At 60.6% G+C, this 24,413-nt stretch carries 22 protein-coding genes; 5 read left to right on the top strand and 17 right to left on the bottom strand.

What is annotated here, in order from left to right; genetic code table 11:
* Nucleotides 1-212: 212 nt before the first annotated feature.
* The 5 genes from V7S54_RS20610 to V7S54_RS20590 all read right to left on the bottom strand — a co-directional run bounded on the left by V7S54_RS20610 (nt 213) and on the right by V7S54_RS20590 (nt 6,018).
* Nucleotides 213-2,102: a bifunctional sugar phosphate isomerase/epimerase/4-hydroxyphenylpyruvate dioxygenase family protein gene (locus V7S54_RS20610; protein WP_336409472.1), complete on the bottom strand. Its 1,890-nt coding sequence runs from the start codon at nt 2,100-2,102 to the stop codon at nt 213-215.
* A gap of 34 nt (nt 2,103-2,136) precedes the next feature.
* A complete protein-coding gene (locus V7S54_RS20605; RefSeq protein ID WP_336409482.1) occupies nt 2,137-2,997 on the bottom strand; it encodes a shikimate dehydrogenase in 861 nt (286 codons plus the stop codon).
* Nucleotides 2,998-3,090: 93 nt separating this feature from the next.
* Entirely contained in the window at nt 3,091-4,104 is a 1,014-nt protein-coding gene (locus V7S54_RS20600) for a TRAP transporter substrate-binding protein (RefSeq protein ID WP_065375840.1), read from the bottom strand.
* Nucleotides 4,105-4,163: 59 nt separating this feature from the next.
* A complete protein-coding gene (locus V7S54_RS20595) occupies nt 4,164-5,444 on the bottom strand; it encodes a TRAP transporter large permease (RefSeq protein ID WP_065375841.1) in 1,281 nt (426 codons plus the stop codon).
* 10 nt (nt 5,445-5,454) lie between these two features.
* Entirely contained in the window at nt 5,455-6,018 is a 564-nt protein-coding gene (locus V7S54_RS20590; RefSeq protein ID WP_065375875.1) for a TRAP transporter small permease, read from the bottom strand.
* 281 nt (nt 6,019-6,299) lie between these two features.
* Between V7S54_RS20590 and V7S54_RS20585 the strand changes: the two genes are divergently transcribed.
* On the top strand, nt 6,300-6,965 hold the full coding sequence (locus tag V7S54_RS20585; RefSeq protein WP_065375842.1) for a TetR/AcrR family transcriptional regulator: 666 nt from the start codon (nt 6,300-6,302) through the stop codon (nt 6,963-6,965).
* A gap of 460 nt (nt 6,966-7,425) precedes the next feature.
* Here the strand turns inward: V7S54_RS20585 and V7S54_RS20580 are convergent, their stop codons facing one another.
* The 6 genes from V7S54_RS20580 to V7S54_RS20555 all read right to left on the bottom strand — a co-directional run bounded on the left by V7S54_RS20580 (nt 7,426) and on the right by V7S54_RS20555 (nt 13,663).
* Nucleotides 7,426-8,499: an ABC transporter ATP-binding protein gene (locus V7S54_RS20580; protein WP_065375843.1), complete on the bottom strand. Its 1,074-nt coding sequence runs from the start codon at nt 8,497-8,499 to the stop codon at nt 7,426-7,428.
* Nucleotides 8,496-9,323 carry a carbohydrate ABC transporter permease gene (locus tag V7S54_RS20575; RefSeq protein ID WP_058327944.1) on the bottom strand — a complete coding sequence of 276 codons (828 nt, stop codon included), beginning with the start codon at nt 9,321-9,323 and terminating at the stop codon, nt 8,496-8,498. The genes V7S54_RS20580 and V7S54_RS20575 overlap by 4 nt, the downstream gene beginning before the upstream one ends.
* Entirely contained in the window at nt 9,320-10,222 is a 903-nt protein-coding gene (locus tag V7S54_RS20570) for a carbohydrate ABC transporter permease (RefSeq protein WP_065375844.1), read from the bottom strand. The genes V7S54_RS20575 and V7S54_RS20570 overlap by 4 nt, the downstream gene beginning before the upstream one ends.
* Before the next feature lie 201 nt (nt 10,223-10,423).
* Complete coding sequence (locus tag V7S54_RS20565; RefSeq protein WP_065375845.1) at nt 10,424-11,656, bottom strand: ABC transporter substrate-binding protein; 1,233 nt, start codon at nt 11,654-11,656, stop codon at nt 10,424-10,426.
* A gap of 59 nt (nt 11,657-11,715) precedes the next feature.
* Nucleotides 11,716-12,618, bottom strand: coding sequence for a sugar phosphate isomerase/epimerase family protein (locus V7S54_RS20560; RefSeq protein WP_065375846.1), 903 nt, complete (start codon nt 12,616-12,618; stop codon nt 11,716-11,718).
* Nucleotides 12,619-12,628: 10 nt separating this feature from the next.
* A complete protein-coding gene (locus V7S54_RS20555) occupies nt 12,629-13,663 on the bottom strand; it encodes a Gfo/Idh/MocA family protein (protein ID WP_083203748.1) in 1,035 nt (344 codons plus the stop codon).
* A gap of 137 nt (nt 13,664-13,800) precedes the next feature.
* Between V7S54_RS20555 and V7S54_RS20550 the strand changes: the two genes are divergently transcribed.
* From V7S54_RS20550 to V7S54_RS20535, 4 genes are all read left to right on the top strand, one after another.
* A complete protein-coding gene (locus V7S54_RS20550) occupies nt 13,801-14,817 on the top strand; it encodes a LacI family DNA-binding transcriptional regulator (RefSeq protein ID WP_065375848.1) in 1,017 nt (338 codons plus the stop codon).
* A gap of 388 nt (nt 14,818-15,205) precedes the next feature.
* Nucleotides 15,206-15,718, top strand: a complete 513-nt coding sequence (locus V7S54_RS20545; RefSeq protein ID WP_336409473.1) for a hypothetical protein — start codon at nt 15,206-15,208, stop codon at nt 15,716-15,718.
* Nucleotides 15,719-15,873: 155 nt separating this feature from the next.
* A complete protein-coding gene (locus V7S54_RS20540; protein ID WP_176707589.1) occupies nt 15,874-16,032 on the top strand; it encodes a hypothetical protein in 159 nt (52 codons plus the stop codon).
* Nucleotides 16,033-16,034: 2 nt separating this feature from the next.
* Nucleotides 16,035-16,694: a dienelactone hydrolase family protein gene (locus V7S54_RS20535; protein ID WP_083203749.1), complete on the top strand. Its 660-nt coding sequence runs from the start codon at nt 16,035-16,037 to the stop codon at nt 16,692-16,694.
* Between the two features lie 264 nt (nt 16,695-16,958).
* On the opposite strand, the gene V7S54_RS20530 is transcribed toward V7S54_RS20535, so the two are convergent.
* From V7S54_RS20530 to V7S54_RS20505, 6 genes are all read right to left on the bottom strand, one after another.
* Complete coding sequence (locus V7S54_RS20530) at nt 16,959-17,147, bottom strand: hypothetical protein (RefSeq protein ID WP_141679494.1); 189 nt, start codon at nt 17,145-17,147, stop codon at nt 16,959-16,961.
* Between the two features lie 100 nt (nt 17,148-17,247).
* Nucleotides 17,248-18,321, bottom strand: coding sequence for a lipocalin-like domain-containing protein (locus V7S54_RS20525; protein ID WP_065375852.1), 1,074 nt, complete (start codon nt 18,319-18,321; stop codon nt 17,248-17,250).
* Complete coding sequence (locus tag V7S54_RS20520) at nt 18,311-20,722, bottom strand: ABC transporter permease (RefSeq protein WP_065375853.1); 2,412 nt, start codon at nt 20,720-20,722, stop codon at nt 18,311-18,313. Before V7S54_RS20520 ends, V7S54_RS20525 begins: the two co-directional genes overlap by 11 nt.
* Nucleotides 20,719-21,372: an ABC transporter ATP-binding protein gene (locus tag V7S54_RS20515; protein ID WP_065375876.1), complete on the bottom strand. Its 654-nt coding sequence runs from the start codon at nt 21,370-21,372 to the stop codon at nt 20,719-20,721. The genes V7S54_RS20520 and V7S54_RS20515 overlap by 4 nt, the downstream gene beginning before the upstream one ends.
* A 96-nt stretch (nt 21,373-21,468) precedes the next feature.
* On the bottom strand, nt 21,469-21,828 hold the full coding sequence (locus tag V7S54_RS20510; protein WP_141679495.1) for a hypothetical protein: 360 nt from the start codon (nt 21,826-21,828) through the stop codon (nt 21,469-21,471).
* A 111-nt stretch (nt 21,829-21,939) separates the two neighbouring features.
* Nucleotides 21,940-24,381: an SAM-dependent methyltransferase gene (locus tag V7S54_RS20505; protein WP_336409483.1), complete on the bottom strand. Its 2,442-nt coding sequence runs from the start codon at nt 24,379-24,381 to the stop codon at nt 21,940-21,942.
* Nucleotides 24,382-24,413: the final 32 nt, after the last annotated feature.

Below are 24,413 nucleotides of genomic sequence, written 5' to 3'. Positions count from 1 at the left end.
CGCTGGCATCCATCCAGGTAGCCTAAGCGCCTGAAAAAACAGTATTTTAGTTCGAAACGCCGATTTGTGGAACCACTTTCTTCGATGTTTTTCGGAATCCTCGCCGTCAACCTGACAGCCTCCTTTCGGAAGGACTTTGGGACGCCTTAACGATCGGAACGAGCACTTGCCTGAGCCATGCCAGTCGCCGACCCAAAGCTGACGTTGGAAGATCAGTTTTTAGGCAGACCCTCTGGCCTCAGGTATTTTTTCAGCGCCGCAATGCGAAAGATTGCATTGGCGGCTCCGTATCCACGATACCCGCGCCGCTCGATGATTTCAAAGAAGAACCCTTCGCCGTAGGTCGGACTGTAGAGCTGGAAATATTCGCCGTTCTCGTCCCGGTCATAAAGGATGTTCTCGGCCCTCAGCCGCTCGACCAGTTCCGCGTCGAGTCCGAAGCGCGCCTCGACGTCATCGTAGTAGTTCGGCGAGATCGGCAGCGCCTTGAAGCCGTTTGCACGCAGCGCCTTAGCCGTGGCGAAGATATCGCAGGTGGCGAAGGCGAGGTGCTGCACGCCGGAGCCGAACGTCTCGGCGATGAAGTGGCCTGCAAGCGTGTTGCGGTTCTCCGCACCGTTCAATGTCAGGCGCAGCGTCCCGGCATCGTTTTCCACGACCTGGCTGCGGACGATGCCTGCGGGGTCGACGATGTCGATCATCGGCGTCTTTCGGGCATCGAGCAGCGACGTGTAGAAGAGCAGCCAGGTCAGCATCTCCTCGTATTTGACGGTCTGGGCGATGTGGTCGATGGTCGTCAGGCCAGCTGGTATCGCCGCTCCCTTGTCCGGCACCGGATCGAATTCGATCTCCCAGATCCTGGCGAGGTCGGATCGCTCGTCGAGGAAGTAGATGAGCCCGCCGCCAACACCGTGGATCGCCGGAACCAGCAATTCTCCTGGGCCGACTGGCTGTTCGAAGGGTTCAGCGCCAAGCGCCCGGGCCCGCTCAGCAGTCGCTTTGGCATCGTCGACCATAAGGCCGAAAGCATAGGCGGACGTGCCGTGAACCAGATAGGAAGCGTTGGCGAAGCCTTCCCTTTCAGTATTGATCACCAGATTGATGGAGCCCTGCCGGTAGACCACGACCCGTTTCGTCCGATGTTGCGCCGTCTTGGTGAAACCGATCGTCAGCAGCAGCGCTTCGAGTTCCCCTGCCTCGTCCTCGGAGGCACTGAACTCCACGAAGGCGATACCCTTGACGTCGACGCGCGGAGGCATCTGGGGTACCGGCAAGCGGACATCGGGCTCAGCGCGCTTCACCTGGTCCCCGAGATAGATCAGCGAGCGATAGCCATCGACGGCGATGGCATTGGCGTTACCGCCGCGAAACTGGTCGTTGAAGATTTCGAGTGACAGATAGCCGTCATAGCCGGTTGCCGCCACCGCGCGGGTAAAGTCGGTCACCGGCAGGTCGCCCTCACCCGGCATATTGCGAAAGTGCCGGCTCCAATAGAGCAGATCCATGTCGATCAGCGGAGCATCCGCAAGCTGGACGATGAAGATCTTCTCCTTCGGGATGGAGCGGATCGAATTGATCTCGATCTTGCGCGACAGGGTATGAAAGCTGTCGAGGATCAGGCCTATGCTCGGGTGGTCGGCGCGCCGGACGATCTCCCAGGCATCGCGATGATCGCTGATATGGCGCCCCCAGGCGAGCGCCTCGTAACCGACGCGCAAGTTCCGCTTCGCCGCCCGCTCGCCGAGTTCGTAAAAGTCGGCGGCTGCCCTGTCGATGCCGGCCACGGCCGCCGGCGAGACATTGGAGCAGACGAGAACGAGGTCGGTGCCCAGCTCCTGCATCAGGTCGAACTTGCGTTCAGCCCTGTCAAAAGTCCGGGCTCTCAACGGCTCCGGCATGCCCTCGAAATCGCGGAACGGCTGGAACAGACTGATCTCCAGGCCAAAGTCCCGCACCATTCGGCCGACGTCACGGGGACTTTCGTCGAAGGCAAGGAAGTCGTTCTCGAATATTTCGACACCGGCAAAGCCGGCCTTGGCGATGGCGCGCAGCTTGTCCTTGAGATCGCCGCTCAGCGAAACCGTTGCTATCGAGGTTTTCATGTTTCTGTCCTTGCTGGAACTTCCCGCGTCGGTGTCAGCCGGTCATGGCCTTGAAATGGTTAAGCATGCGCGCTGCGTCCGGCTCGAGCCCAGTAAACAGTCGAAAAGCGCCGACCGCCTGGAATACCGCCATCCCGCCGCCGTCAAGCGTGCGGCAGCCGCGCCGTCTCGCTTCCTTGAGCAGCCCCGTTTCGAGCGGGAAGTAGACGATCTCCGCAACCCAATGACGCGGGTCGATAAGGTCCCTGTCGAGCGGCAGTCCGGGATACTTCGCCATGCCCGTCGGCGTTGCATGAATGAGCCCTGATGCGGCCCGCATAGCCGCCGGGAGATCCGTGCCGGCCGCGATTTCGGCCTCGGGGAAGAAGCCAGAGAGCATCGAGACGAGCGACTGCGCCCGTTCCGGTTCGCGATCAAAGACCGTGAGGCACTTCAGTCCGAGTGAGAGCGCGGCATAGGCCGTCGCCACACCCGCGCCGCCAGCGCCAAGCTGAACAGCGAAGGAAAGGTCGGCTTCCGGCAAGCCGCGCCGAAAACCTTCCGCGAAACCCCACCAGTCGGTGTTGTGACCGTAGCGTCGGCCGTCCTTGAGAACGACCGTGTTGACGGCGCCCAGCCTTTTCGCGTCGGGAGCAAGATCATCGAGATGGGCGATCACCGCCTGCTTGCAGGGGTGGGTGATATTGAGGCCCGCGAACCCGTCCTGCTCGGCATCGGCAAGCAGGCGCGGCAGGTCGTCCTGCGTCGCTTCGAGTTCGAGAAGATCGATCAGCTCATACTGATAGCGAAGCCCCTGTGCGGAACCCTCCGCCACATGCATCGCCGGGGTCAGCGAGGCCTGAATGCCCGCGCCGATGAGACCGACCTTCAAGGGTCGTACAAGCGTTTCGGTCATGGTTTCCGTTTCCATTTTTCTGTCCGCAACACCGAGCTGCCGCCCCAGCCCGACCCGCCTTTGTCTTGAAGGCGGGCCGGAGGTTCGCAGTAGTTACTGGCCGCGGGCGACGCTTATCTCCTTGAAGAGGGCCTGAACCGTCTCAGCGCCAATCTCGGCACTGAACTTCTCGATCACCGGCTTCACGGCATCACGCAGCTTCTGCGTTTCCTCGGGACTGAATTCGCTGACCTCCATGCCGGTCTTGCGAATTTCATCGAGCGCTGCGGCGTCCGCTTCGCGCGACACCTTGCGCTGGTAGTCGCGCGCTTCGGTCGCGGCAGCCTCAAGGACGGCCTTTTCCTCGTCATTCAGCCCATCCCAGAACTTCTTGCTGACGAGCACGATCTGCGGATTGTACTGGTGACGGGTCAGCGTCATGTACTTCTGCACTTCGTAGAACTTGGCGTTCAGGATGTTTGCGGCCGGGTTCTCCTGCCCGTCGACCGTCCCGGTCTCGAGCGCTGTGTAGAGTTCGGTGTAGGGCAGCGGCACGGCATTGGCGCCGAGCGTGTTGAAGAGTTCGATCGGGATTGGAGACTGGATCGTGCGGATCTTCAGGCCCTTGATGTCCTCAAGCTTCGTCACCGGATGGCGATTGTTGGTGAGATTGCGGAAGCCGAGCTCCCAGTAGCCGAGACCGACAAGGCCGGTATCGGGCAGAAGTTTGATCAGGCTTTCGCCAAACGGCCCATCCATCACCTTGTCCGCCTCCGCACCGCTGTCGAACAGGAAGGGAAGGTCGACGGCGCCGAACTGCTTGACGTTGTTAGCGAGGATGCCGGCGTTCAGCACGGTCATTTCGATGACGCCGCCTTGCAGCGCCGAGACCGTCTGGACGTCGCCGCCGAGCGTGCCGCCCGGGAAGAGCTTTACCTCGATCTTGCCGCCGCTCTTGTTCTTCACGAGTTCGGCAAACTTCTCCATGCCGGTCACCTGCGGGTGACCTTTGTTGTTGGCGGATGCGAACTTGATGGTTTGATCGCGGATCTCGGCAAGCGTCGGCCCTGCCGTCAGCAAGGCGAGCGGCAGAGCAAGGCCCAGGGCCAGTTTCGTAAGTTTCAACATGTTCTCCTCCCAGATTTGGCCAGCCCTTTCGCCGGCCGTGTTGAAGCGTGAAATGTCTGTCAGTGCCCGAACCAGGTAACCGGAACGGTCACCAGTGCGGGGAACAGGACGAGCAGAAACAGGACGATCAGTTCGGCGATCAGGAAGGGCAAAACGCCCTTCATCAGATCCTCCATCGACAGTTTCGAGACGCCGCAGATGACGTTCAAAACCGTGCCGACCGGCGGTGTAATCAGACCGATCGAGTTGTTGATGATGAACAGGACGCCGAAATAGACCGGGTCGATGCCTGCCTGCTTGATGATGGGCATCAGCACCGGCGTCATCACCAGGATGGTCGGCGTCATATCCATCGCCGTGCCGACGAGCACGATCAGAACCATGATCGCAATCAAGAGAAGCGTCTGGTTGTCCATCAGCGGCTCGATCAGCGAGGCCAACGCCCCGGGTACGTCGGCCACGGTGATCAGCCAGGCGGAGACCGCGGCACAAGCGACCAGGAACATGACGACAGAGGTGATCTTTGCCGCCGACACGAAGACATGAAAGAGTTGTGCCGGCGGCAACTCGCGATAGACAACCATGGCGACGAAAAGCGAGTAGACGGCGGCAACAACCCCGGCCTCGGTTGGTGTAAAGACCCCAAACTTCAGACCGACTATGATGATCACGGGCAGCATCAGCGCCCAGATGCTGTCGACGAGCGCCTTGAGCCGCACGGCCCCGCTCTGCCTTGGCGGCAGCTCGAACTGCTCCTTGCGGGCAACGATCAGCCAGGTGATGCAAAGCGCAGCCGCGATCATCAGTCCCGGGAAGATGCCGGCGAGAAAAAGTTTGGTGATCGAGACGCCACCAACGACGCCATAGAGGATGAAGCCGATCGACGGCGGGATGATCGGTCCGATCACCGAGGCGGAGGCGAGCAGCCCGCCAGCGCGCGCTGCGTCATGACCGCTCTTCAGCATCATCGGCAGGAGGAGCGCTCCGAGGGCGGCGGCATCGGCGACAGCCGAGCCAGAGAGGCTGGAAAGAATGCAGGCGGCAAAGATCGCGACGAAACCGAGACCACCACGAATATGGCCGACCATCGCCATCGCCAGTGCGACGATGCGCCTGGAAAGCCCACCTGTATTCATGACTTCGCCTGCGAGCAGGAAGAAGGGCACGGCCATCAGCGGAAAACTGTCGGCACCATTCAAGACATTCTGTGCCACGATTTGTGCGTCGAAGAGACCGAGGTAAAGCATCAGCGCCACGCCGCTGAGGATGAGTGCAAAGGCGATCGGCACGCCAAGCGCCATGGGTCCAAGAAGTGCGCCGAGGAAGATCGTAACGGTCATGGCCAGCTCCTCAGCGTTTTGCGGAAACGGGGCCGAGGACCGGCTCAGGAAGATCGTCGAGGGCCAACTCGTCCTCGCTCTCACGCACGAGTTCGGCCGTGGTCACGTCGATGCGGCCCGTGGCGATCGCCAAAGCGTCGGCAAGCAGGATCAGGAAAGCCGGAACACCGAAGGCGAGCCCGGCGCCGTAGAAGAAACCCATTGACAGCCCCGTCGCCGGTGCACCGACGTGGAGATTGATCAGCGTCTGCGCCCAGCTGCCGCTGATCATCAGCCAAGTCGCATAAAGCATCAGCGCATGGCCAAGGAGCACCGCGACTTTTGCCGCCGTCGGCGGTAGACGCTTGATGAGCGTATCGACGCCGAGATGACCGTGTTCGCGCATGGCGACCACAGCGCCGAGGAAGGTGAGCCAGACGAAGAAGATCCGTGACAGCTCCTCGGAAACCGTAATCCCCTGATTGAAGGCATAGCGCAGAACGACATTGCCGAAGACGAGGACAACCATACCGGCGAGCAGCAGAGCAATCGCCACCTTCAGCGCGAAGAAATAGAAATCGATGATGCGGGTCATGCGCTCCTCCCAAAGCAGAGTGCCGTCTTTGCGCCCGAGCGTTGTATCGGCTTCGGTATGCACATCAGGGGCACGGGGCGACCACTACCTCCTCCAGGCGCAATCGCTCATAACAAAATGTACGAACTAGTACGTATGTCAAGAGGAGTCTCTTGAAAGACCCCTGCAACCTCAATATGACTTTCAACGGAGGCGAGATGACGAGTCCTGGTGACCCGCCCGTTTCGAATTGGTTTTATTGAGAAAATTTCGGGTAGCGCCGGAGGAGTGGCGACGAAAGCATGGCGGGGCGGGCTGAGGCAAGTCGGAAGAACGATCCGGAACGGACCAAGGAAGACATCCTTGTCGTCGCCACGGAGGAGTTCTCGACGCATGGTCTGGCTGGCGCGCGTGTCGACGCCATCGCGGAGCGGACGCGAACCTCCAAGCGCATGATCTACTATTATTTCGGAGGCAAGGAGGGACTTTATCTCTCCGTGCTGGAGCGCGCCTATCGCAAGATCCGCACACTTGAGGAGGATTTGAAGCTTGCAAGCCTTGCGCCGGAAGAGGCGCTGCGCACCCTCATCTCCAGTACGTTCGACCACGACGAGGCCAACCCCGATTTCGTGCGATTGGTCAGCATCGAAAATATCCACCACGCGGCGCATATGCTACGTTCGGACGCAATTCGCGACCTGAATGTTTCGGTCATCGAGACGATCGCCGCCATTCTGGAGCGTGGTATCGCTGAAGGTGTGTTCAAGCGAAAAGCCGACCCGATCGACGTACATATGTTGATCAGTGCCTTCTGTTTCTTCCGGGTCTCCAACCGCTACACGTTCGGCACGATCTTTCGCCGTGACCTCTCAGAGCCACATACGATCGGCAGGCATCGGACCATGATCGCCGACGCCGTTGTTAGCTATCTCAAAGAAGCGGACGGGAACGCGCTGGTGGGTCCCTGAGCCACACGTCGTTTGAAGACTTCCGCGAAGAGGAAATGCGTCGAAGTTGTTTCCTCAAATCGTCCTTGCTTCATGTGGACAGAAGAGGCATGGCATAAGGACGTGAATTCACCCCAACAAGCGGTTTGCTGACTGGCGAAGAGGGCCTAAGGTCCGCGTACAAGTTCCTTCCGATCGTCTGTTCCCGGATCAGGTCCTTTAGGGAACCGGTATCTGCCGTCCGCCGACACGGCCAATATGGGCCGCGACGAAGTGCGGTGATTGACAGCCAACTGCGGGTAATCTGCGTGCCGCGCCCACGGATGACAGAGGCGGCGATGAAGCCGACGCTAGTCAGCAGCAAAACCAATGCGCCATCGATAATTGTTGCGAGCGCCGCGACCATTTATCTAGGCAAGGGCCAGCCGGAAAGTCGCATATCGAAGCAACGCACGCGCTGTTGGGCGGTCAGTATCTGCCCTCAGTCCGGTAAACGCCGTTCGGCATCTGCGTCGAAAAGATGAATGCTGGCGGGTGCAAAGTTCAGTCCGACCCGATCGCCGGCTTGCGCCTGCGATCGCCCGTTGAAGACCACCGAAAGCTCAGGCGTCGTTGCCATGGTCAAGAAGCATGTCGCCCCGGTCGATTCGACCAGCGCCACCTGTGCCGAGACGACGCCCTCATCCGCCGGGGCAAGTTCGATGTTCTCCGGGCGCAAGCCAACGATCAAGGCCCGCCCCGGCTGCACGGCGCGTTCGAGAGAGACCGTTTGCTTCATACCGAGATCGAGGATGATCGACCGGCCATCCGGACCGCCGACTGCTGGCAGAAAATTCATGGCCGGAGACCCGATGAACCCGGCCACAAACTTGTTGTCCGGCCGGTCATAGAGCTCAAGCGGGCTGCCCTGTTGTTCGATGACGCCATCGCGCATGATGACGACATGGTCCGCCATCGTCATTGCCTCGACCTGGTCGTGGGTGACATAGACCGAAGTGGCACCCAAACGGTCGTGCAACGCACGGATTTCCTTGCGCATATGAACGCGAAGTGCCGCATCGAGATTGGAAAGCGGTTCGTCGAACAGAAACGCCTTGGGATGGCGGATGATCGCCCGGCTCATCGCCACGCGCTGGCGCTGACCACCGGAAAGCTCACGCGGATAGCGGCCGAGCAGTTGCGTAAGCCCGGTCACCGCGGCGACCTCATTGGCCGCCTTCTTGCGTTCAGCTTTTGCGACGCCCTTGATCCGCAGGCTGTAGGTGAGGTTCTCCTCGACCGTCATGTGCGGATAGAGCGCATATGATTGGAAAACCATCGCCACGTCACGTTTGCGTGGGGGCACAGCGTTCATGACCTCTCCGGCAATTCGCAGGGTGCCGGACGATATGCTCTCCAGGCCGGCTAGCGACCGCAGCAGCGTCGACTTCCCACAGCCGGAGGGACCGACAAGCGCCGTGAAGCTGCCTTTGCGGATCGAAAGCTCGATGTCCTTCAATGCATGATAGGCACCATAATACTTGTTGACGTTGGTCAGTTCGATCTGGGCGGTCATTTGAGCGCTCCCGAGGTAAGGCCAGAGACGATGCGGCGTTGCAGGAGGACGAAGATGGCGAGGATCGGCGTCACGTAGATCGCCGCATAGGCCATGATGTTGTTCCATTCGTTGGTGTTCGGTCCCATGAAGGAATTCAGTCCGACGCTCGCCGGCTGCAGCTCCACCGCCTGGATCATCGACTTCGAATAGACGAACTCTCCGAACGCCTGCATGAAGATCAGGATAGCGCTGACAAGGATACCGTTTCGTGCCAGCGGCAGGACGATGTTGAAGAAGGCGCCTACCCTCGAGTTGCCGTCAACGAGGGCTGCTTCCTCCAATTCCTGCGGCACGCTCATAAAGGTTGCACGCACCAGAACGACGAAGAACGGCATGCTCTTGGCCGCGATCGCAAGGATCACCGCAAGGCGGGGATAGTTGAGCAGCCCGATCTGGGAAAAGCCGACGAAGATCGGCGTGACCATCAGTGAGGCCGGAAGCACCTGGAGCATGAGAATGAGGAAGAGCCCGATATCGACCCAGATGTTGCGATAACGCGCCAGCACATAGGCGCAGCCGACACCGAGCACGGTGATGACACTGACCGCCCCGCAAGCGATGACAAGAGAATTCCAGATGTACCGGCCCATGTTGCGGCTTTGCCAGACGTTGCCAAAGATCTGCCATTGGGGATCGGTCGGCCAGAAGGTCGGCGGAGTGGCAAACATCTCCGATCCCGATTTGATCGTGGTTATGTACATCCAGTAGAGGGGAAACAGATAAATGCCGGCGAGAATGATCGCGATTGCGAGCAGCAGACGGTCGCGGGTTTGATGGCTCATCCGCGCACCTCGTGCCGTGTGGAACGCACGTAGACGACTGAGGCGATCATCACGAAGACGATCATGATCACGGAAATCGTCGCGCCCTTGGCGAAATCGTACTGTCGGAACGACAAATCCCAGGCCCAGTATTGCGTGACGTTCGAAGCATTGTTCGGCCCTCCCGAGGTGATGGCGGCGAAAAGATCGAATTGCTGCAGCGTGAAGATGAGACCGAGCGCGATGATGGCCCCGATGGACGAGCGCATCATCGGCAAGGTTATCGTCCAGAAGCGTTGCCAGAAATTGGCGCCGTCCAGCTCGGATGCCTCGTAAAGATCCCTCGGTATGGCCGACAGGCCAACGGACAGGAGGATCATGTTGAAGGACGTGCCGAGCCAGATATTTGCGATGATGACGGCCCAAAGCGAAAAGCCGGGGTCTGAGCGCCAGAAGATATTGCCGTCGATGAGGCCGGTTTCGCGCAGGATGAAGTTGAGCACGCCAAAGTCGCCCGAGAGGATCCAGTTCCAGATCGCTCCGACCACGAGGCCGGGCATCACCCAGGACACCAGGAAAAGGCCCCGCAGCCACGAGGCGCCTGGAAAGTTCGTCCAGAAAAACAATGCCAGGCCGAAACCGACGAGAAACTGGCCGGCGATCGAGGCGATGACAAAGGTCGCGGTGTTGGCCAGGATCGGCCACGTTTCCGGCTGCGCGAACAGATCACGGTAGTTCTTGAGGCCGACGAAAGGGCGCCAGAAGCTCCCGAGGCTGAACATGTCGACCTCCTGGAGGCTCATGGCGATATTGTAGAGCAGCGGGAGACCGGACAGGGTGAGCAGGAACGCGAGCGGCAGGCCGACAAGGCCGATATCGAAGCCGCGACCGTCGATCATGCTGGATAGAAAGCGTTTCATGAGCTCCTCCGCCGCCAAGGCGCCAGCATACACCGCTCGCACAACCCGGCCTGCAAACTATAACGACCAGAAGCACGCCGGCCTCGCCGGCATGGTTTTGCGGTTTTTCCGCCCGAGCGCCTCAAGCGGATTAAGCGCTTGTGAAAGGCGGCCGGCTGTTCCGGTCCGTCCGGAAGCCTGCAGGCCGCCTTGCCAGAGGCTTTAGCCAAGGACTGCCTTTATCTTTTCAGCCGCCTGGTCGAGGGCATCTTTCGACGTCATTTGCCCGGTCAAGGCCGCCTGGATTGCGTCCTGGATGGCCTTGGAGATCTTCGGCCATTCCGGATGGGGTCCACGGGGCTTTGCGAATTTGAGCTGCTCGATGAAGACCTTGAGGGCCGCGTCCTTCAGCGGCACACCCGTCTCAGGGATAGCGATGTCGGATCGAGCGGGCAGCTGCCCGAAATCCTTGAACATGCGGTCGTCCTGGGAGGCGAAGTACTCCAGCACCTTGAATGCTTCGGCAGGATGCTGCGTGTTGGAAAAGATCGCCCAGTTAAAATCGCCCATGGCCGAGGAGCGCTCTGCACCGACCTCGGGCACCGGCAGCAGCGCGACGCCCCAGTCGAACTTCGCCTCACTCACCATGCGGTCGAGTTCCCATGGACCGGAGATCGCCATGGCAGCATTGCCGGAATTGAACGTGCCGGTCGAATCCCACTGGCCGCGGGTCAACGTATCCGGTGAGGCCAGTTTCTCGGTTATGATGGTTTTCCAGATGTCGAGCGCCTTGACGGCACCTTCCGAGTTGATGTGCTCGTAGCTGCCACCGGCCATCTGGACCCAAGGCAGGAACTGGAATGTTCCCTCCTCGTTAGCCTTGGCCGAGAAGGCGAGCCCGTAGACGTTGGCGGAGGGATCCGTCAGCTTGCGGGCCGCATCAACCAATTCATCCCAGGTCTGCGGCGGTTTGTTCGGATCGAGCCCCTTCGCCTTGAACATGTCCTTGTTGTAGTAGAGCGCAATCGTGTTCGTCGCCTTGGGAAGGCCATAGTGCTTGCCGTCCCACATGGTGGAGGCAAGAGGTCCCGGAAAATAGTTCGACGTCTTCACCACGGTCGACTTTGCGATCATGTCGGTCAGGTCGAGGAAGGCGCCGCGTGACGAAAAGAGCGCATGTTCCGGGTTGTCGATGGCGATGATGTCGGGCGCCTGCCCTGTCGAATAGGCCCGCATCGCTTCACTGACGACATCGTCGAACTGGATCTGGCGATATTCGACCTTGATGCCGGTGTTCAGCTTGTTGAAGTCCGCTATCAGGTTCGGTGCGGGCTGGATGTCGCGATCGAGCGACCAGACGTTGATCGTGACATCTTCCGCCTTGGCTGAAAGTCCGAATAAAGAGACACCTGCAAGGGCGAGAGCGCCCAGGATTGCGGATCCGCGGATAGCCATTTTCTCCTCCTTTGGTTATCCCCATGCCGGCATCCTCCATGCCGGCCGACATGCACGTCTCAGGCCGGGTCGATGACGAAGTCGCCGCCCCGGCAGGTCTTGAGGTAATTCAAGCCATGGACCTGGCCGGTCATCTCCAGATCGTCGCGATAGACCGGGTCATGCCAGCCTTCGATATCGATCGAACCGGACCAGCCGGCGAGCCGAAGTTCGGAAATCACGTCGGTCCAATTGGTGTCGCCGAAGCCGGGCGTACGCATGAAGACGAATTTCTCCTTGCCGAAGATCCCGTGCTCGCGGATGACGTCCCAACGGATGGTGGCGTCCTTGCCGTGCACGTGAAAGATCTTCTTTGCCCATTTGCGGATCTGCGGCAGCGGATCGATCAGGTAGACCATCTGATGGCATGGTTCCCATTCGAGCCCGATATGATCGTCCGGCGTCTCGTTGAAGATCAGCTCCCAGGCGTCCGGATTGTGCGCGATGTTCCAGTCTCCGGTGTGCCAGTTGCCGTCCATGGCGCAGTTCTCAAACGCGATCTTCACGCCCCTGTCGGCTGCACGCTTTGATAGCTCTGACCAGATTTTCCGGTAGCGCGGCAGGCTGTCGGTCAGAGGCTTGCCGCGAAGGCGGCCGGTGAAACCGGCAACGCAGGTGGCGCCGAAGTGGTGGGCGTTATCGATGCAGTCTCGCCAGCCCTGCTGGGTCTGCTCGTCAATCTCCGTCGTCTCCAGCGGATTGCCGAACATGCCGAGGGTAGAGATGGTGATGTCGCGATCACCAATCGCCGCCACGCAACGCTTGCCAAGTTCGGCGAGATCCTGGCCGTTAGTCGTCTGCCAGAAGAAGGGCTCGAAACTCTCAAAGCCCATGTCGGCGATCTGACCGATCCGTTTGTCTGCGCCGCCGTTGGTGGCCGAGATCATCGTGCCGATGCGGATGGATTTGCTGGGGTTCTTCAAAATTGGCTCCCTAGGCTGCAATGGTGACGCGCTTGCCATCGCGCGCGCTGTCGATCGCGCCGAAGACCATGGCAAGGCTCTTGATGTTGTCGCTGCCGTCCGTTTCCGGCACTGTTCCCGCGTCGATCGCGCGGATAAATCGCTCGATGACGCTCGCGTGGCCGTTGGTGTCGGCACTGTCTTCGGCCTCAGGCACTGTGACCGGCTCGACGCCACGCAGGAAACCTTCGCTGCCTGCGACGACATTGGCCTCGAAGCGCTCGCCGCCATCCCAGAGCAACGTGCCCTTCGAACCGGTAATGCGCCACGCGCTTTCCCAGCTCGTGTTAGCACCCTCAGCGCACCAGGAGCCGCGGTAGGTGAAGGCGACGTTGTCGGAGAACTCGAAGATCGCATTGGCGGCGGCGCCATGGCGATACCAGGAGCCGTGCGGATTGTACTCGTGGCAATAGACCGCGAGGGGCTCCTTGCCGGACATGAAGCGCGCCGCATCGAAAGTGTGAATGGCCATGTCCAAAAGCAGGACGTTGTCCATCTGTTCGCGAAAGCCGCCGAAATGCGGACCAAGGAAGAAATCGCAATGCAACGCTGTCAGCTCGCCCAAAGCGCCTGACTCGATGAGGCGACGAATGCGACGGACACCGCCGATGAAGCGACGGTTTTGCACGATGGCATGAACGCGTGAGGCCTCGGTCGCAAGCCGGCGCAATTCGCGCGCCTCATCGAGCGTGGCGGCCATCGGCTTCTCGCTCAAAACGTGGCAACCATGCGCAAGACCGGCAGCCACCACCGCGCGCCGCGCCGCAGGAACGACGATGTCGAAGAGCAGGTTGGCTCGGCTTTCGCGAAGAACCTCCGGCAGGTCCGTACCGATCAGGATGTTGCCAAGGTTGAAGTCGGCGGCGAGAGCTTCCGCGGTCGCCTGATCAAGATCGACAAGGCCGACGATCTCCACTTTCTCGCGAAGAACACTGCTCTCAGTGAGCGCTTTCAGCCAGCCTTTGGCCATAGCTCCGCACCCGCACAAAACGGCCCTGTGTCTCACGTGATTTCCTCCAAGAAACGGAAACGCCAACTCCCCAATTGGCTTCCGTAAACGTTTACGATACTATGCGGCAACGGGTTTTTATGTCAAGAGGTGTGAATATGACCAGTCGCGGGTCTGGGGAGGAACGCGGAAAAATGAAGGGGATTCGCGAACTTGCCGAACACCTCGATATTTCGATCGGCACGGTATCACGCGCGCTGAACGGCAAGCCCGACGTCAACGAGGAAACCAGAAAAAGGGTTCTGGAAGCAGCCGAATCCCTTGGCTATGTTGCCAATCAATCGGGCCGTGCTCTCAGGAAGGGCGCGACCGGCGTCATCGGCTTCATGATGCAGACCGGCTCCGAAATTACCGGCCAGGGTGACACCTTCTTTATGAGCGTCTTCGACGGCGTGCAGACCGTCTTTGCCCGTCACAAGCTCGATCTCGTCGCCCTGCTCTGCTCCTCCGAGGAGGATCCGAACGACTACTTGAAGCGCGTCGTTGCACGTGGGTTCGCCGACGGGATCATCCTTTCGGCAACGAGACGCCACGACGCCCGCTTCGAACTGTTGGCCAAGCGCAGGATCCCGTTCATCACATTGGGGCGAAGCCTGACCGATGTTGGGCAACCCTGGCTCGATCTGGATTTCGAGGGCATGGCCGAGGCGTCCATCGATCGGCTCGTCGCCCGCGGCCACAAGCACATCGCCGTTACACGACCGCATGACGACATGAATCTCGGCTATGTTTTTGAGGATCAGTGCCGGGCGACCCTTGCCCGACATGGGCTTCGCCTCGACGAGCGTCACGTTTTTCGTTCAACGCCGAACGAGGCGGGAGGATACCAGATCGCCTGCGAACTGAGCGCGCTTGATGCCCGTCCGACGGCAATCGTACTCATCAACGAAGCAATCACTGTCGGCCTTTATCGGGGGCTTGTCGAAGCCGGGATAATGCCCGGGCGAGACATGGCGATCATCGGACGCCAAAGCCCGCATTCGCAATTCCTGTCGCCCCGTCTGACATCCTTCAGCCTGTCGCTACGCGACCTCGGGATTGCGCTTGCCGAGTCCCTGCTTGCAACGATGCCTGCCTTTGCAGATTACTACCCGGCGAGGTCTGAGCGATTTCTCTGGCCCATGGCTCTCGTCCCCGGCGAGAGCGATTGAGCAAAATTCGGTCTTGAAGATTCCGAGATGCACCAAGTCTTTTCAAACGTGATCAGGACCTCAGTCGGTATCGTAGACGCTGACGGCGTCATGGCGCGAGACACTCGTTACAAATTCCACAACCGTCGGCATCCATTCGCGAGACTAAGCGCTTCTTCAGACAACAAAGGCATCTCATCGTGTTTTTTCAAATTTAGCTTGCCCTAATATCCATTGATCCCTACGTGTACTATCGGCGAACGCAAGCTCTTGATTGTAGCGGATCAATGACGGCCCATGGGTGCGATGGGCGGCATTGGGCTCTCGCCGAACTTCCAGGCGCGGGAAGGTTTCTCGCCCTCTATGGGTGCACGACACCTTGGGTTCGAACGGTGCTTAGGGGATTTTCATGTTTTTGAACCGCATCGATTTGGACGCCGCCGCCGGGCTGTGGCGCAACATCATCTTGACGTCCTTGCCCTGGGATAGGCTCGGCGGCTACGTGGCACTTCGCAAGCATGACCTGACAATCGACCTTCACAACCTCGACGAAGATAGCGATCTCCTCGCCTTTGTCGCCGATGGCGAGGCTATGATCAATCGGTTCCGTTTGGCCTATCCATTCATAGTCACATACAGGGAAAATCCCGGTTACCCACTGGAATACCTAGTTTGGCTTTCATTTCACATGCAGGCAAATTTCGAGCGGTTGGGCGCACTTGAGATGAGCGCGTTTTACGCGGATGAAGACGACGGCACACAACGCATGGAAGCATTGGCGATGGGCTTCTCGCGGCAAGCCGACCTCGAAGACTTTATGGCTCGGTTCGATGGAAAGGACCTGAGCCTGGATCCGTTGTTTGGTTACGAGGCATACATTTGCGAGGTGGCAGGCCAAACCGCGGGAGAGCTTCAGTCATAGTCGCTGTAATTCCCAAATCTTGCGGTGCCTCGCTCAAATCGACACGTTCCGACAGATCGCGTTCGATTGCAGTTTGCTGATATCGCTCGGTCTACGGCAACTGGTCATGCCGGTGATCCGGGTGTCTAATAGCTAGCTGATCCGGGAGGTTCGCAATGAAGAGCGAGATTGAGAAGCCCGAGCTTGCTGTCAATCGTCGTGAGTTGCTCGTCGCTCTTGCCATTGCAGCAGGCGGAACAACCCTTCTGCCGTGGTCAACTGCGTCAGCGCCCGTCGCTACCCGTGATGATCCCGGTATCCGCGTAGCAACGTAAAGATCGACAATGGCAGCGGCGGACTGCAGAGCTACCTTGCGCTCCCCTCGGCACAGCGACAGTTCGCGAGTGTCATCGTAGCCCATGATGCACTCGGCCTGACGCCACACTTCGAGCATGTCACACGACGACTTGCAGTCGAAGGCTTTGCCGTTCTGGCGCCTGACTTCGCGTCACGGTACGGGGGAACGCCCGCCGAACCGGGACCTGCCCATGAGGTCGTGAGCATGACCACCTGGGACGAGTGGCTGGCCGATGCGCGCGCGGCTTTCAATTGGCTGACAAAACAGCCTCCTAGCAACGGAAAAGTCGCCGCAATCCGTTTTGGCCTTGGTGGGAGCGCGCTCGGCCGGATCGTCTTCCAGATGAAGGTGTTTACCAGTGCCGTCCTCTTCTACGGTCGGGCCCCGCCGCTAGAGGAGGTGAGGAAGATAGACACTCGCCTTCTGCTCAATTACGCGGCGGACGATCCGCTGGTTAATCCGCAGGCGGCGGCGTTCGAGAAGGCCCTTGCCAAGCAGAACGTCGACTATCAGACGCTTTCTTACGTGGGCGCGAAGCACGGCTTCGAGGATGACACGGTTTTCGCAGCGTACTCTCAGGCGGCTGCAGACCTCGCCTGGGCGCGAACCCTCGATTTCTTGAAGCGCACAACCGCCTGATAGCCTGGAAACGAAACAGTGCGCGCCATTGATGATTGGCACGACAAAAACCCTCAAGCAGCGGTGGTTCTCCGGCTTCACCTGCCAGAGCTCTTTCTGCGCTTCCAATCACCGCGCGAAAGCGAAGCTCGGCTTCACGCCTCGCCCGTTGCCGTGTGCAAATCCGATCTGATCGGCCAGCGCGCGATCGAGACCCGCAGATGCTATTCCCTCGGCCGGGGTTCTCGCGTCCATCCGGGTCATCGCGCATCCGGACATGCGGCGTTATCGCCAAGATAGCCCGCCGATGAGACCGGTAAGAATGTCCTTCAGCGGCGGCTCGACATCGACGACCGCATGGGCAAGAAGCGGCTCTACGCGATAGAGCCTGGCGACGTCGGGACCGGGCGTCGCCATCTGCCAAAGCGCGCCGGCCATGCTGGTCGCAGTGGATATGACGTTGATCGCCAGCACGACACGATCGCAAAGCGTGATTCTTAGGCCATGGTCACGCAACCATCAGGCAGGTGCGATAGAAGCTGCCCCATCACCTTCCCGCTACCCTTGGTTTGGGCTAGTACCCGGTCATCTCCAGGTAACCCCTGCCACTGACACTGCCCTCGAAGGCGATCGGGCCTTCCCAGTACGGGATGGACGTTGACATCCACGCATGGTCGTTCAGAGGCTGGATCGTGACGTCAAAGCCGCGACTGGGAATCTGGACGTTCCAGGAAACAGGAATTTGACGCCCTGCGACTTTGGCGGTTCGCACGGGAACGATCTTGAGAGCTGCCGCGGGTAAAGGGTCCGGTCGCCCGTCGGCAGTGATCCAGGTGGCGGAGGTATATCCCTCCCCTTCATCTCTGAGGCGGAAGCCCATGAGCTTCTCCCCTGTATCGAGATGCAGCGAGAACCAGTCCCAACCGGTCTGGTCCTCCGCGAGCGGCTGTGACGACCACTCGCGGTCAAGCCAAGCCTTCCCCGTCACCTCTACATCCCCGGTCGGTAGCGAAAGCGAGCCGGCCACCGCGTAGAACGGTTGCGAATAGTAGTAGCTGGCCTGTCCCTTCGCTGATTTCACCGAAAAGCCGTTAATGCCCTGCGGCACCAGCGGGCCGGTAGCCGATAGGCGGAGTTCATAGCCGAATTCCTCGGCCGTCGCAGTCAGGCTGAGATCGGCCAGTTGATCCGCTCCCGGGCCAGCATGTCCCTTCATCTGCCAGTCATCGATCCAGGCCGAGAACGGCGCCGCGACAACACCAGCCTGCCCCACTCCCCCGCGTGAAATACGTTCTGCGACGAAGTGGTCCTCTGCAGTGGTGACGGCTGCGTGACCCATCCAGAGCTGTGGGCTCGACCATTCCTTGGCCTCACCCGGAGCAAGCGCTGAGCGGAAAAGGGTCCACTGCGCTCCGTATTGAGTTCCGTCGGGGGCTTCAAGATTGGCTGTTAGATACCACCACTCTATCCGGAAGTCCGGATGTGGGCCGTGGTCGGCGGGGAAACGGAACAGCAGGCCAGGCTGCGGCACCGAAAACCCTTCGGCCGTCGAGCCAAGACCACCAAAACCCTCGGAGGCCGCGTGGCTCACGGACAAGCTGGCCATGGTCGTCACCGCAAAAGCGATCGCAATCGATCTAACGCTCATTGGCGAATCCCTTCAGAAGTTCCGATGGCGTCACTCCCGCCAGCCGGCGAAGCGGGATGAATACGGAAACGACCGCAGCGGCGAGCGCGACTAGACCGAGGCGAAGCCACTCGTAAGGAAAGATATACATAGGCAGACGCCAGCCGAAGGCTTCGACGTTCACCACCGCGAGAAGCACCCACGCTAGCGCCAGGCCGAGTGGCAAAGCGGCAACAAATGTCGCTAGCCAGAGCACCAGCGCCCTTAGAACCTCAAGAAGAGCGAGATCACGTCTCGTGACCCCCAAGGCCCACACGGGCGCAAGCTGCGGGAGGCGCATTTCCGACAGCGTGAGGAGGCTTGAGAACATAGCTAACGCTGCAACTCCGAGCGTGAATATGTTCAACGCGCCAGTAACCAAGAATGTGCGATCGAAGATCCGCCGTGACTGTTCCTTCAGTGCCGCTTGGTCGGCGACGTTACCCGGTGGCAGTCCGAATTCGTCCGAGAGCCTCGATCGTAGCTCCGCAATCTGATCAGGCTGGATCCGCAGACCGTAGCGCAGGCGCGAGACCTGCGGGTAGCGAGAGGTCAGAGCGTTTATTCCGGCGATGACCTGGCCCTTTGGGTTCCCGTAATCCGAATAGACCCCGACAACCGCCGCCTTCCAGTCACCCGCCAGATCCAGCTGATCTCCGATGCGGAGCCGGTCCCGCCTCCAGAACTGTTCGTTGACCAGCACGCCTTGACCGGACGCCACCCGATCCCAGACGTCCGGCATGCCAACGATCAGCGGCCAGTGCTTCCTGTAGGTCGGATCGTCAGCGACACCGAAGATCTGCATCGGCTGCCCCCGGATCTCGGCATCTACGCTCAAGATCGGCAACACTGATTCCACCTTCGTTGCGAGCCATGCCCTGAGCCTGTCTGCCTCGCCCTCGTTCCGGGCAGCGACGTAAAGCTCGGCGGGGAGACGTTGGTCGAGCCAGCCGACGAACGTGAGACGGAAGCTCGACACCATGGTTCCGACGCCGACGTTTGCCGCCAGAGCAAGAAGCAATGCCATAAGCGCAAGGGAAAGTCCGGGGAGCTGCTGCCGCGCGTCGGCCCAGAACCACGTGACCAGCGCGCGCGAAGACGTCCGCTGCATCATGGTGAGGAATCCGGAGAGCACGGTGGGGAGAAGTAGCGACGCCCCGAACAGAAGACAGCCAAGAACGCCAAAGCCCGCCTCGAGTCCTTCACCCCACAGAAGAAGAGCTCCCGAGAGGGCTAACAAGGCCGTTGCGGCCAGCACCTGAAACCGCCGTCCCGCATGCCACGATCGCCCCCAGGTCTGGGGCTGGGCCGCCGCGAGCAAAGGCACCCTCGTCAAGCGCAACAGGCTCTGCGCCGACGAAACCAATGTTCCGGCCACCGCGATGGCAAAACCAGAAACCCACCACTCCGGACGCAGGGAAAGCGTGCCAGGCACGCTGGCTCCGTAGAGGCCTTCGAGGGTTGCGGCCACTCCGGGCAAAAGCAGCGACGCGACCAGATATCCGATCGCGACACCGACCGCCCCGGCGGCAAGGGCGAAAAGGACAAGTTCGGCGAGCAGCAGAACCGCAAGCGCACGCAACGAAACCCCAAGGCAGCGAAGCGTTCTGAAGGTCGGCCGCCGTTGCTCGAAGGCGAGACCAATCGTCGAGTACACGATGAACAGCCCCACCGCGAAGGCGAGAAAACCGAAGGCCGTCAAATTGAGATGGAAGCTCTCGGTAAGATGCTCGACGTCGGTTTCTGCATTCGGCTTGCGAACCGAGAGCGTTGGAACAAGCTTTTCAAGCGGCTCCAGACCAGAACGTTGGTTTTCGGCAATCACAATCCGACTGAGTTCGCCCTCTCTTCTTAACAGCTTCTGGGCCAAGCCGATGTCGATGAAGGCGGCGCCGTCCAGCATCCGATCCGAAACACGCAGTGCGAGGTCCGTCTGTCCTCGCATTTTCTCCGCTGTTTCGGGAGAGACAAATAGCATGCCCGGAGGTGTGATGAAGGAACGCAAGTCCCCGGCATTTCCCAGATCAACCGTGTTGGTCTCGGCGGGCATCGTCAGTGGCTCGATGCCGATCACCCTTAACCGGGTCACTCCAAACCGATAGTCTCCCTCCAAAACTGGTGACACGTTCCAGCCCGCCCGTCTGAGCCGCACGAAGGCGGACTGAGGAATCGGGCTGCCGTTTGGAGAAACCAGGTTCGCCAATCCGTTCTGGTCGAGCACAACCGCGGCACGGGTGTAGCTGGCGCGGGCTTCTGCGTTGATCGCCTGCACTCCGCACCACAGGGCGGTCGCCAGCGCCAGGCCGGACAAGAGGGCGCCGAGCTGCAGCGGTCGTCGTCGCCAGTGGGACAGAAGTGCCGTGGCTGCAGTCCACATCTTCATTCGATCTTCCCGGACCGCAAATGCACCTCCCGGTCGAGCCTATCCGCCAGTCTTTGCGAGTGTGTCACCAGGAGCAGTGTCGATCCGGTTCCCTTCGACAGCGAAAGCATCAGTTCCAGGACAGCGTCTCCGTTGGCCTCGTCCAGGTTTCCTGTGGGTTCGTCCGCCAGCACTAAGCCGGGACGCGCGGCAAGGGTTCGTCCAATCGCCACCCGCTGCTGCTGTCCGATGGAAAGCTGCTCGGGATACCTGGTGAGCAATGTCCCGATTCCGAGGCGGGCCACGAGTTCATTTTCCCACGGAGGATCGTGGCGTCCCGCGAGCTTGGCGTGGAAAGCGATGTTCGCGGCCACGTCTAGCGACGGGACAAGATTGAACTGCTGAAATACGAGACCGACTTCTGTCCGCCTGTAGGCAGCGCGTTCCCGGTCGTTCAGCTTGGAAATGTCGCGCCCCCCTATCGTGATCTCGCCTGAATCCGCTCGGTCGAGGCCGGCTACCAGATGCAGGAGCGTGCTCTTTCCGCTACCGGACTCCCCCGTCAGGGCAACTCTGTCTCCCGCGCCGAGATCGAGATCGATCCCTCTCAAGACTTCAAGCCGCCCTTCGGCAGTCTCATAGGATTTCCTAAGATTGCGGAGAGCGATCACCGTAGCGGCCAAGGTTAGGACGATTGCACATATTTAACTCTCCACAGCCGCTTGGAAAGGCCTGCAGTGAGGAGATGCGAATGCTGACGTCGGACGTCACATGGCGACGCGGGAGCCCGGTGATTGCGAGCGTTGATACATCGTCAGCGCCCACTGCGTTCGGAGTACGTCCAGATACAAAATGTAAACGTCACCCTCGCTGCCCCTGACCTTGAAGTATCGGTAGTCGGCGCCATGCCACTGATCGAGGTTTTCGACCACTTCGACCTGCCGGCCGTTGAGGTAAAATCGTCGGAGCTTTTCGACACCACCTTCGTCCACAAAGGTTTCGACCTGAACTTGCATGGCGCGCTCGCTGTTCTTCTCGGCCGAAAGGCGGCGGACCGCGCCTCCTGCCAGTCGGAGCAGGATTGTTCTTGGATAAATAGCTGAGGGTGGACGAGAAGAAAGGGGCACGGCGCCCCTCGCCGCATGTATTGGACGCCGCACGGCTGCTTGGGACGCCCTCCCCCTGTTTGCACCGGGTTATGTCGCATGCCGCGATCGACATCAAACGGTCTGCCGACATCAATTGCAGGAGAGGCCATTTCGCGTATCTCGCGAACGGTTCCGATCTGGATTAACGTCTTGCGACGTCTGCTGATCGTATCGATCCCGCGACCCGGCGAGTAAGGCCGGCGCGGCAAGATAGAGGATCGCGGCCATCGTCACGACGCCAGTGAACCCGATATGCATTGCAAGCAGTGCGGCGAGGATCGCGCTCAGCACCGACGCACAGCCATTGATTCCCCACGCCCAGGGAAGAAATTCCTCCGAGCGTGCGCCGACGTGGCCGAGGCCGAGGGGGAACGGCATTCCCATGAAGACAGCGAGCGGTGCTATGAGGAGGAGCGCGATTGCAACCTTCGCGGCATCCGGGAGCGCCAGCAGCCGTTCGAATATCGAAGGCAGCGCGAGCACGTAGGTCCCAGCCAGCAATGCTATTACCACGACAGCGAGGGTGATGCCGCGCACCGCGGATCCGCATCCGACCGCCGCCACCCAACGTGCAGCCAAGGCGCTACCGAGACCTGCGAAGGCGAGGAAACCCGCAAGCACGACAGCGACAGCGTAGAGCGGATGGCCGAGGAACAGCACGAAGCGCTGGATGAAGGCGATCTCGATGAAGAGGAAGGCCAGGCCCAAGGCAAGGAAATAGAGCCCGAAGCGCAGCCGGGGTACGGCTCTTCCGAGTGCGCGCCGGCGAAGCCAGAGCGGCAGCAGGATCAAGACGGCACTGAGGATCGCGGCCTGGACGAGCGTCGTCACCAGGATCAGGTAGCCCCAGTCGAGCATCGCTGCCCCACCTTGGGTGCGCAGTGTCAGGAGCTCGGGCAGCGCACACCAGCGGAAAAAGTCGAAGAAATAGGGCCGATTGTCCGTGGCCGGCGCAATATCGAACTTGTAGCGCTCGGTGAAGTCGGCTCGTTCAGGGCCAAGGAGAGCGAGGGCTCCCTCGTAGAGAAATTCCCGGTCGAGTTGATTGTAGCGGTTCACGTCGCTCGCGGAGATGCCCGGCACCCAGGAGATGTCGAAGAAATTCTCGTCCGCGAAGCCGCGGATCGCTGCGACGTCCTCACCAGTGAACGGCGACTTGGCGACGAGCAGGGTTGCGGTATTCCAGCTCCGGATCAGCGCCAGGTGTCGGCCGGGCTGGGACACGCCATCCGCTTCAAGCGCAGCGGTAGCCGTGGCAAACAGCTTGAGGATGTCGCGCGGCGGCACCCGCAGCCATCGCGTGATGGCGACGACGCCATCTGGTTTCAGTACCGCCAGGTAATCCCGCAGTGCCTCCACGGTGTAGGTGTAATTCTCGTGCATGCTTTGCACCCCGGCCGCCGCCGCGCTGAAGGAGTCAAGGAGCGGCATCTGGATCAGGTCGTAACGCTCGCCAGCGGTCGCAGCGAAGGCGCGCGCCTCGGCTAGATGCAGATGCACGTTCGGTCGGCTGAAGATGCCGCCGGCGAAGTTCGCGAAGCGATTGCGAGCCAGGTCGATCATCTGCGGGTTGACCTCTACAGCGTCCACGAGATCGGCTCCGGAGCGCAGCGCCAGCAGCACCTGCTCGCCGCCACCAGCACCGAGGACCAGCACTCGCGGCCGTGCAAGCATGCGGTACGGGAGCGCCGCCGTTGTCCGGTCGAGATAGGCGACCGTCGCCAGATCGCCGCTATAGGCGGTCATCGCTGTAACACTATCGCCATCGCTGAAGACGGCGAGTTGCGTGGGCGGCTCTTGGGTGTTGGCGAGGCTGAGGCCCGGCGCGTACCGGAATGGGACGCTCGGGCTCTCCACGACTGTCAGTAGTCCGAGCGGGCTTGATCGCTCCTCGACCACCCGCGCGTTGGGGACGTCGAGAGCCATGCTTAGGCCCTTGTATTGCGACATGTGCGGGCCGGTGGCCGTAATGGACGGTGGCAGCCACACCGCGATGACCGCGGCTGCAAGCCCGAGGCTGCCCGCGGCGAGCCGCCGATGGCGAGCCATGCCCGTCGCGGCAAGGGCAGCCGCCGCAAATCCCAACGCCGCGACAAAGCGCAGTGCCGCAGAGGGAAAGACCAGGAACAGGAGTCCGACGATGCCCAGTGCACCGACCCCAGCGCCGACCAGGTCGAAGGCATAGACGCGTCCGATCTGGCCGGGATGGCGGCTGAAGGCAAGGCCGATACAGGTGGCACCAAAAAAGAACGGCAGGACCAGGAGAGCATAGCTAGCCGCGAGCCAACCGAGCTGGCCCGGATTCCAGACGACCTCTAGCGCGTTGAACGGCAGGCGTTCGGCACCGGCGAAGCTGGCAACCGCAGTGATGCCGAACAGCGCTGCCGACGCTGCGAAGGCGGCCGGGTACCGTTTCACCAGAGGGCGGCGGGCCAATGCAACGAACGTACCGCTCGCGCCGAAGCCCAGGAGTGCGATGCTTATGATCATATAGGCAAATTGATGCCACTGAATGATCGAAAAGAGCCGCATCAGCAGCACTTCGTGAGCAAGGGTTGCCGCCG

Origin of the sequence: Ensifer sp. CCNWLY38 (genome assembly GCF_037120565.1) — a bacterium.
Taxonomy (GTDB): domain Bacteria; phylum Pseudomonadota; class Alphaproteobacteria; order Rhizobiales; family Rhizobiaceae; genus Ensifer; species Ensifer adhaerens_H.
Note: the sequence above shows the minus strand (reverse complement) of the source record. Positions and strands in the feature narration are given on the sequence as shown.